Raw genomic sequence first — 7,929 nt, 5'->3', positions numbered from 1 at the left:
GGGCGGGGGGGGGGGGCCGGGGCCCCCGCGGCGCGGCGGCCCGCGGGGGGGCGCCCCCCCCCCCCGGGGGGGGGGGGGGGGCGGCGGGGGCCCCCCCCCCCCCCCCCCCCCCCCCCCCCCCCCCACGACCGTCGGCACCGGCGCCGTCTCCGCCTCCCTCTCCACCGCGCCGTGCGGCGCCCTAACCGGCGAACTCGCCACGGCCGCCGGTGCGCCGGCGTCCGGATGCCCGCCTCCCGACGCCCGCCACCGCATCCGGTGGGCACGCGTCGCCGGTGCCGCGCAGGGCTGTATGTGTCCGGCGGCGGCCGGGCGCGGTTGCCGTCGGTGCACCGCCCTCGCCCGGCCCGGCCGGGGAACCGGCCCGACGGGACAGCACCGTGAATCGGTCGCAGGCATGGCGACAGCATCTGTGACGTATGTCCCCGGTCCTGCGCGAGCGACCTGTGCCCCGGGCCGCCCCGCGCCGCGGGTCGGCCCCCTGACTACAGTCACCGCATGCCGCGCTTCGCTCACGACCTGCCCTTCGACCCCGCCCACGGCCACACGCCGGAGGCCCTGCTCGCGGTGCCCGCGCCGCCCGCCCCGCCGGGCTTCGACGACTTCTGGCGCGCCCGCCGGGCAGCCGCGCGACGGATCGACCCGCGGCCCCGGGTGGGCGCCTTCGTCGAGGAACGCGACGGGGTGCGGGTGCACGAGGTGACCTACGCATCCACCAGTGGCCGCTGCGGCGGCTGGCTCGCGCTGCCCGCCGACGGCCGGCCCGCCCGCCACGGTTTCGTCATCGGGCACGGCTACGGCGGACGCGACACGGCCGGCGACGCTCTGCCGCTGCCCCTGCCCGGTTCGGCCGCGCTCCTGCCCTGCATGACCGGGATGCCGACGCGCAGTCTCCGGGCGGATGTCCCCGCGCACTCCGCCGAGCACGTACTGCACGGCATCGGCTCACGGGACACGTATGTGCTGGGCGACTGCGTCGCCGACCTGTGGTGCGCGGCGAGCGCGCTGCTGGAACTCCTACCGGAACTCGACGGGCGGGGCCTCGGCTATCTCGGCGAGAGCTTCGGGGGCGGCCTCGGCGCCCTGGCGCTGCCCTGGGACGAACGGTTCGCCGCGGCACTGCTCACGGTGCCCACGTTCGGCAACCATCCGCTGCGGCTCACCCTGCCCAGCACCGGAAGCGGTGAGTCGGTGCGCGGGTACGCGCGCGAGCACCCGGAGGTCGTGGACGTCCTCGCGTACTACGACGCGGCCACGGCGGCGACCCGGCTGCGCCTTCCGGTGCTGGCCGCGTGCGCCCTGTTCGATCCGGCGGTCCCGCCGCCGGGCCAGTTCGCCGTGCACAACGCCCTCGCCGGACCGCACACCCTGCACCTCCTGGACGCAGGCCACTTCGCGCACCCCGGCGAGGCAGAGGAACGCCGACGCCTGCGGGCGGCCACGGACACCTTCTTCGCCCGGCACCTGAGGTGACGGCACCCGGACGAGATCCCGGTCACGGACCGGGGTGACACCCCTGTCCACGGAACGGGTGTCACCCGGGGCACGTACGACGGGTGTCCGTCCGGTGCCACCGAGCCGGTGCCCCCGGCTGGGACCCACCGGAAAGCACACCGCGCAGGGCCACCATCGCAGCCCGGCGGCTGCTCGTGCCGCCCGCCTCGGCCGATATTCCCGGCCGAGCGCCGCCCCCTCGCAGGGACGGCCGCACCCACCGGAAAGCACACCGCACAGGCCCACCCCGCGGGCCGGCGGCCGGCTGCCCGGTCTCACCAACCTGTACTCACAGCCGAGCGCCAGCCCCTCGCGGACGCCCAGCACCCACCGGAAAGCACACCACTGAGCCCCCGCTGCCCGGCGGCCGTGTCACCGCGCCGGTGTGTCCGGCCGGGTGTCGCAGCCGCAGCTTTCTCGGCGGGCCACCGTGACGGGGAGCATCAGGGAGACCGGGTCCCCGGACTGCGCCCCGGTCAGCCGCCGCACCAGGAGTTCGACGGCCTCCTCGCCCATCCGGACCGTGGGCTGGCGCACCGTGGTGAGCGCGGGACGCACCAGGCGGCTGAGCGGAATGCCGTCGAAGCCGGTCACCACCACGTCGCCGGGCACCGCCAGGCCCCGGCGTTCGAGGGCGGACAGGGCGCCGACGGCCATCTGGTCGTTGGCGAAGACGAACGCCTCGGGGCGCTCGCCGGCCCGCTCGCACAACGCGTCGGCGGCGCGCGCGCCCTGTGCCCGGGTCATCATCCCGACGCGCAGCGCCGGTTCGGCGGCCACGGCCACACCCGCCTCGCGGCAGGCCCGCCGGAACCCGCGGAAGCGGGCCTCGACGTCCGGGGACCGCTCCGCGGTGCCCACGTAGGCCAGGCGCCGCAGCCCGTGGTCCTCGATGAGATGCCGGGTCAGCTCCCACTGGCCCTCCTCGTTGGCCACCTCGATGTGGTCGAGGTGGTCCAGCGCGTCACCGCCCTCGCGCGGCCCCGCCAGCATCACCACCGGCCGCCGGCGGGAGATGACCTCCAGTTCCTCCGTAGGCACCGTGCGGGCCGTCACGGCGAACCCGTCCACCCGCCCGGCCACCTTCGCCACCAGGCTCTCCGGGCCGCCCTGGAGGGAGGCGGCGATCAGCAGGGCGTAGCCGTGCCGCCGCGCCGCCCGTTCCATGCCGCGGATGATCTGGTCGGAGTAGAGGGTCGTGGCGTCGTCGTCATCCGCGTCCGTCGGGGCGGCGTCGGGATCCGCGTAGTCCGGGAAGCACAGGCCGAGGACTCCGGTGGAGCGGCTGGCGAGTCCGCGGGCGCTGCCGCTGGGCACGTAGCCGAGTTCGCGTGCCACGGCGAGCACCCGTTCCCGGGTGCTCGCCCGCACCGAGCCGGGGGTGCGGTAGACGCGCGAGACCGTGGCGATCGACACCCCGGAACGTTCGGCGACGTCGTACACCGTGGGGGTGGTGTTCATGATGCGGGCCCCGTACGTCTGTGTGTATGCACCTCGATGAAAGCGCATTCACCCTAGGCGGCCGGGCCCCCCGAAGCAACCTGTTCCCCCGGGACCGGCACCCGGCGCGGGCTGCGGGCCCGACGCGTCCGGGCTCTCGGGGCGGTCGGGTGACGCGGAAAATCGGCTGAACGTCCGGGAGGCTCGTGCTTGCATGGGCGTCATGGTGTCCGCCGATCGTCTGCTCGCCTTCGCCGCGATGTCGTTCCTGCTGATCGTCGTCCCCGGGCCCAGCGTGCTGTTCGTGGTCGGGCGGGCGCTGGCGCACGGGCGGCGTGCCGCGCTGACCACGGTCGTGGGGAACACGCTGGGCGCCTGTGTGCTCGTCGTGGCCGTGGCGCTGGGGATCGGTTCGGTCGTGGAGCGCTCCGTGCTGGTCTTCACGGTGCTGAAGCTCGCGGGCGCCGCGTACCTCGTGCATCTCGGTGTCAGGGCCTGGCGGCAACGTGGTTCGCTCACGGCGGCGTTCGCCGCGGACGAGACGGACCGTGGAGGTCTGCGCACGCTGTGGGAGGGGTTCGCGGTGGGTGTGGCCAACCCCAAGACCATCGTGTTCTTCGCGGCCGTGCTGCCGCAGTTCGTCGCTCCCGACCGGGGTCATGTGCCGGCCCAGATGCTGCTGCTCGGGCTGGTCTTCAACGCCATCGCCATCGTCTCGGACAGTGTGTGGGGGCTGGCCGCGGCCACGGCCCGGGGCTGGTTCGCCCGTTCTCCGCGACGGCTTTCGCTGGTCGGCGGCGCCGGCGGGCTCGCGATGATCGGCCTCGGCGTGACCGTCGCCGCGACGGGCCGCACGGACTGACCGCGGCCGCGGTCGGTGCGGGCGGGCGTGATCGTCACGAGCGCTCGGGCGAGGACAACGGCAGCTAGGCGCGGATGGTTCCGTGACATCTCTCACATCGACTCCGGGAATTGACCGGGCCGGGTAGTAGGCATCCCTCCGGGGGACATTCTGGATTTGTCCGTCTTGATCCCCCTGTGCGCACCGCCGGAAGCGAGTGCCCGCCGCACGGCCGGCGCACTCTCCTCGTTCTTTGCAGCAAACAGATTCTGACGAAGCGACAGAGGATCGCGCCGGTCCCGGAGCCGGGCCTGCACGCTCGTACTTCGCTGACAAGGGGCGCACGGACCTACGAGGCGGGATCGTACGAGATCCCTTTGCGCTGCAAATGAAGCCTTCCTGAGAATCGACGCGCACGGCCTCGCCGCGGTCGACGGGCGGGGTCTTCGCAGCCGGCACACCGCACCAGGAGCGCTCGGCGACTACCGAGTGAGGTCACGCATGGGGAACCACCGCAAGAAGAATCATCACCGGCGCATACTCGTCGCCGCCCTCGCCGTGGGCGTCGTGGGCGTCCCGTCCGCCGCCATGGCGGCCTGCACCGACTGGCAGGGACCGGGCGGCGGCGGACAGCAGCAGCTCGGCGGCGCGGCGGACACCGCGACGACAGGCGGGTGGAACGACACCGGCCGGCGTCAGGACGGGAACCGCGGCGGGGACCGGCAGTGGATTCCCGGCGGGGGTGGCGCCCCGGCGGCGCCGGACGCCCCGCCCGCCGCGGCGGACTCGCCGCAGACCGGTGCGCCCGAGGCCGCCACCCCGCCGTGGTGGGCGAACCGGCACCCGGGCCACCGGCACGGGAGGGGCACCCCGCCCGGCGCCACGACGCCGAGCGCACCGGCGCCCGAGCCCAGCACGGCCGCGCCTGCGCCCAGTACGGCGGCACCCGGCGCGCCCGCCGAGGCACCCGCGCCCGGCACGGCGGCGCCCAGCGCACCCGCCGAGGCGCCCGACACCTCCGCGGCCCCAAAGTCCCCGAGCGCTCCGGCGGCCACCGGGAGCGCGTCCGAAACCGCCACCCGCATCCTCGAACTCGTCAACGACGAACGCGGCAAGGCGGGCTGCTCGGCGCTGACCCTGAACGACAAGCTGAGCAAGGCCGCGCAGGCGCACAGCGAGGACATGGCGGCCCACCGGAACATGTCGCACTCGGGGTCCGACGGGTCCAAGCCGGGCGACCGGATCACGAAGGCCGGCTACACCTGGAGCGCCTACGGCGAGAACGTCGCCTACGGCTACTCCGGTCCCGAACAGGTCATGGCGGCCTGGATGTCCAGCCCCGGCCACAAGGCCAACATCCTCAACTGCTCGTTCAAGGAGATCGGCGTCGGACTCGCGCAGCCCGGCGACTACTGGACCCAGGACTTCGGGGCCGCCCGGTAACCGGCGGGCGGCCCGCGGTCCCGCTGCGGGTGGCCGATGCCATGGTGCCGGGGCGCCATGGCATCGGTAACCCGCCCGGGCACCGGCTTGCCACGACCCTTGCCGCCCGTTGATCGGACCTCTAGGTTCCGAGGCATGTCTCCCGAGTCGCCGTTCATCTCCCGTAGAACTACCTTGACGGCAGGCGCCGTTGCAGCGGGAAGCGCCGCGTTGGGCATGCCGGCTCCCGGATCGACCGAGGCCGCCGCCCATCAGTCATCGGATGTATCGACGGCTGAGGCCCGGCCGGCCCAGCGCTGTGTGCTGTGGTACGCGGCGCCTGCCACGGACTGGGAACGCGAGGCGCTGCCCATCGGCAACGGCGCGCTGGGCGCCATGGTGTTCGGCACCGTCGCCTCCGAACGCCTCCAGTTCAACGAGAAGACCCTGTGGACGGGCGGCCCCGGCTCCGCGCAGGGCTACGACCACGGCGACTGGCGCACCCCGCGCCCCGGCGCCGTCCAGGCGGTCCAGGACGACCTGGACCAAGTGCGGCGGCTCGCCCCGGAGGTCGTCGCGGACCGGCTCGGTCAGCCGCGCGTCGGCTTCGGCGCCTACCAGACCTTCGGCGACCTGCGTCTGGACCTCGCCGACCCGCCCACGGCCGACGGCTACCGCCGCGCACTCGATCTGGACGACGCCGTGGCGACGGTCGCCTACACCGGCCAAGGGGTGCGCAGGCACCGGGAGTTCTTCGCCTCGTACCCGGACGGTGTGATCGTGGGCCGGCTCGTCGCGGACCGGCCCGGCCTGGTGTCGTGCACGCTGCGCTACTCCTCTCCGCGCACGGACTTCACGGCCGTCGCGGCCGGCGGGCGGCTCACCGTGCGCGGCACGCTCGCGGACAACGGGCTGCGCTTCGAGGCCCAGGTCCAGGTCCGCACCACCGGTGGAACCGTGACATGCGGCGCCGACGGCACGATCACCGTCACCGCAGCGGACAGCGCCTGGTTCGTGCTCGCGGCCGGCACGGACTACGCCGACAGCCACCCCGACTACCGCGGCGCGGACCCGCACGCCGCCGTCACCGCCGCCGTGGACCGGGCGAGCCGGCACACCTACGAGGGGTTGAAGGCCCGGCACATCGCCGACCACCGCGCGCTGTTCGGCCGGGTGGCGCTCGACATCGGCCAGTCGTCCACGGCGGACGTCCCCACCGACCGGCTGCTCGCCTCGTACACCGGCGGCACCAGCCCCGCGGACCGCGCCCTGGAAGCGCTGTTCTTCCAGTACGGCCGCTATCTGCTGATCGCGTCCTCGCGGCCCGGCTCGCTGCCCGCCAACCTCCAAGGCGTGTGGAACCAGAGCACCACGCCGCCCTGGTCGGCCGACTACCACGTCAACATCAACCTGCAGATGGACTACTGGCTCGCCGAGGCCGCCCACCTCCCCGAGACGACCGCTCCCCACCACCGCTTCGTGCAGGCCCTGCGCGCCCCCGGGCGGCACACCGCCCGTGAGATGTTCGGCTCGGCCGGCTGGGTCGTGCACAACGAGACCAACCCGTACGGCTTCACCGGCGTCCACGACTGGGCCACCTCCTTCTGGTTCCCGGAGGCGGCGGCCTGGCTCACCCAACAGCTCTACGAGCACTACCGGTTCGGCGGGTCCACGGACTATCTGCGCGGCACGGCGTACCCGGTGATGAAGGAGGCCACCGAGTTCTGGCTGGCCAATCTGCGCACCGACCCGCGGGACGGCAGGCTCGTGGTCACCCCCAGCTACTCGCCCGAGCACGGCGACTTCACGGCGGGGGCGGCCATGTCGCAGCAGATCGTGCACGACCTGTTCACCAACACCCTGGAGGCGGCCGGCGTCCTCGGCGACTCCCCTGCCTTCCGCCGGCGGGTCGAGCAGGCGCTGGCCGATCTCGATCCGGGCCTGCGCGTCGGGTCCTGGGGCCAGTTGCAGGAGTGGAAGGAGGACCTGGACGACCCGGCCGACGACCACCGGCACGTCTCGCACCTGTTCGCGCTGCATCCCGGCCGGCAGATCGGACCCGGCAGTGCCTGGGCCGAGGCCGCCGAGGTGTCCCTGACCGCGCGCGGCGACGGGGGCACCGGCTGGTCCAAGGCGTGGAAGATCAACTTCTGGGCCCGGCTGCGGGACGGCGACCATGCGCACCGGATGCTCTGCGAGCAGCTCAAGTCGTCCACGCTGCCCAATCTCTGGGACACCCATCCGCCGTTCCAGATCGACGGCAACTTCGGGGCGAGCGCGGGGGTGGTGGAGATGCTGCTGCAGAGCCAGCACGGCGTCGTGGAGATCCTGCCCGCGCTGCCCGCCGCCTGGCCGGACGGCTCCGTCCGTGGGCTGCGGGCCCGTGGCGGCGCCGTCGTCGACATCGACTGGGCGGACGGGAAAGCCACGTACGTGGGGCTCACCGCCACGCGGACGCGTGCGCTGACCTTGCGGAGTGGGCTGGTGGAGCGGGGGGAGATCACGGTCGAGGCGGTGGCCGGACGCCGGTACGCTTGGCGCTGACCTTGGCCACGGTCGCCTGCCGGCGCGGTCACGCCAGGGGGCGTCGTGGTCGACTGCGGCGCCGTTGGGGCTGAGCGCGCCGTTCCCCGCGCCCCTATGGGGGCGACTGCCCTGCCGCCGATCGTCCAGGGCACGGCACGCCGGGGCGGACACCGGGGAGCGGCATCGCGCCGTGGCCGGCCCCTGCG

At 74.2% G+C, this 7,929-nt stretch carries 5 protein-coding genes; 4 read left to right on the top strand and 1 reads right to left on the bottom strand.

Features of this window, described 5'->3' with window-relative positions; all coding sequences use genetic code 11:
- Positions 1-498: 498 nt before the first annotated feature.
- A complete protein-coding gene (locus tag ACIRFL_RS16710) occupies positions 499-1,473 on the top strand; it encodes an acetylxylan esterase (protein ID WP_404028971.1) in 975 nt (324 codons plus the stop codon).
- Between the two features lie 393 nt (positions 1,474-1,866).
- Here the strand turns inward: ACIRFL_RS16710 and ACIRFL_RS16705 are convergent, their stop codons facing one another.
- Positions 1,867-2,955 (bottom strand): LacI family DNA-binding transcriptional regulator, encoded by a 1,089-nt coding sequence (locus ACIRFL_RS16705; RefSeq protein WP_404028969.1) that lies wholly within the window; start codon positions 2,953-2,955, stop codon positions 1,867-1,869.
- 202 nt (positions 2,956-3,157) lie between these two features.
- On the opposite strand from ACIRFL_RS16705, the gene ACIRFL_RS16700 reads away from it, so the two are divergent.
- The 3 genes from ACIRFL_RS16700 to ACIRFL_RS16690 all read left to right on the top strand — a co-directional run bounded on the left by ACIRFL_RS16700 (position 3,158) and on the right by ACIRFL_RS16690 (position 7,741).
- Complete coding sequence (locus ACIRFL_RS16700) at positions 3,158-3,796, top strand: LysE family translocator (RefSeq protein WP_404028967.1); 639 nt, start codon at positions 3,158-3,160, stop codon at positions 3,794-3,796.
- Between the two features lie 480 nt (positions 3,797-4,276).
- Positions 4,277-5,218: a CAP domain-containing protein gene (locus ACIRFL_RS16695; protein WP_404028965.1), complete on the top strand. Its 942-nt coding sequence runs from the start codon at positions 4,277-4,279 to the stop codon at positions 5,216-5,218.
- Positions 5,219-5,518: 300 nt separating this feature from the next.
- Complete coding sequence (locus ACIRFL_RS16690) at positions 5,519-7,741, top strand: glycosyl hydrolase family 95 catalytic domain-containing protein (RefSeq protein ID WP_404028989.1); 2,223 nt, start codon at positions 5,519-5,521, stop codon at positions 7,739-7,741.
- Positions 7,742-7,929: the final 188 nt, after the last annotated feature.

The organism is Streptomyces sp. NPDC102462, from assembly GCF_044765425.1.
Taxonomy (GTDB): Bacteria; Actinomycetota; Actinomycetes; order Streptomycetales; family Streptomycetaceae; genus Streptomyces.
The sequence above is the reverse complement of the archived record's forward strand: the minus strand, read 5'-3'. Positions and strand labels throughout refer to the sequence as shown.

Bases quoted from the DNA above. Each gene is read 5' to 3' on its own strand.
- ACIRFL_RS16710 (WP_404028971.1), top strand. From the start codon at position 499: ATGCCGCGCTTCGCTCACGACCTGCCCTTCGACCCCGCCCACGGCCAC.
- ACIRFL_RS16705 (WP_404028969.1), bottom strand. From the start codon at position 2,955: ATGAACACCACCCCCACGGTGTACGACGTCGCCGAACGTTCCGGGGTG.
- ACIRFL_RS16700 (WP_404028967.1), top strand. From the start codon at position 3,158: ATGGTGTCCGCCGATCGTCTGCTCGCCTTCGCCGCGATGTCGTTCCTG.
- ACIRFL_RS16695 (WP_404028965.1), top strand. From the start codon at position 4,277: ATGGGGAACCACCGCAAGAAGAATCATCACCGGCGCATACTCGTCGCC.